Below are 1,273 nucleotides of genomic sequence, written 5' to 3' on the forward strand. Positions count from 1 at the left end.
CAGCCGCGCAGCTTGCTGTCGATGCCGAGGTTGAAGAGTGCCAACTCACGAACCCGGCCTTCCATCTGCAACCGGACGCGCAGGGCCCAGATGTCCTTGAGCTTGAATGGCGCCTTTTGCCCGACGAGTTTGCCCTTGTTCCACGGTTCGCGACGAACGGCGCTACCTGCAATGCCCATGATGGTCTCCCATCGAGTTGAGGGCCATGCAGGATGCGCGCGGTCGCCGCTCGGGCACTTGCTCTGAGCCGCGCCCCTGGCGGTGTGGCCTACGATGCTGAAGGGCAGCTTTGGAGCGGTCTGGCAAACTCACGCTGCCGGCCACAACCAGTCGTCTGCCAACGTCTGCATTAGGGTTGGCTGTCCAGCTGCCCGCCCTAAGATCAGCAACCATGACTGAACCGGATCTCGAGCGCACTCACTGGCTCCCGCGCATCGCGCTGGCGTCGCTTGTCATCGGGTTGGCCCTGGTTGCCGGCGGCTTTGGGCATCTCGACGGCGCCGGGCCTTGGTTTCGGACTGGCGCAGTGGGTTGCCTGATCGCATACTTTCTTGTTCTCTTCGACAATTTCAAACGCAAGCTCCCAGTTCAGACCCGCGGCGGCCCGGTTCGGCGCGAAGACGGCGCGCTTGAATGTGCGCTGCCGTACGTCCTGCTGACGCTCTTCGGGCTTGTAGCGTTGCTGGTGATCCTGACGACGTCAGGCTTGTGATGGGCAAAGCTAGTACTCGGCCATCAACGGCCAGTCGTCACCGGCTGCTGTGGGGTTGGGCTCCGGCTATGGTGCCGTCGGTCGACTAGAGCTTCCGACGAAATATAGTGAGTTCGTTTCAAACCAACGCTGCGGAATCAAATGGATCCGATGCAAACAAAGTGGGCCAGATTGCGGCGGAGGCAGCGCGTTTCGCGCCTTACGCCGTGGCTCCTCCCGCTAGTGCTTTTGATCGGTATGGTGGGGCAAAGCGGTTTGGCATTTTTYATCGCCTTTATGGTTGTGTCTGCGATCGGGGTGACGACTTCCCTGTACGCCATCTACACGCCATGCCCAGCTTGTGGCCGTCCCTTTGGGGCGGAAGATTTTGAGAATTCGTTGCCTCCGCGCTGGAGCCTCAATCCCAGCAAAGTTTGCAGGCACTGCGGTGCATCAGCCTCCAGCCTTGGGTAGTTAACCGGTCGAGAGCACGCAGCTTGACATGTGGCGGTGAGCGACTGCTTTTGGGCTTCGAATTCGACTCGCGCGACAACAGCTTCGGGTCGGCCATTGCCTGTAAGC

Annotated in this window: 1 protein-coding gene and 1 pseudogene; one reads left to right on the forward strand and one right to left on the reverse strand. The window is 60.6% G+C overall.

Annotated features, from left to right (window positions below; all coding sequences use genetic code 11):
- Positions 1-179 (reverse strand): annotated as a pseudogene (locus tag AC1D01_RS35275) (integrase); the annotation flags it as partial.
- Positions 180-391: 212 nt separating this feature from the next.
- Between AC1D01_RS35275 and AC1D01_RS35280 the strand changes: the two are divergent.
- Positions 392-712 carry a hypothetical protein gene (locus AC1D01_RS35280; protein ID WP_477874256.1) on the forward strand — a complete coding sequence of 107 codons (321 nt, stop codon included), beginning with the start codon at positions 392-394 and terminating at the stop codon, positions 710-712.
- The last annotated feature ends 561 nt before the right edge of the window (positions 713-1,273 follow it).

It is taken from the genome of Rhizobacter sp. P3_B12 (genome assembly GCF_056402895.1).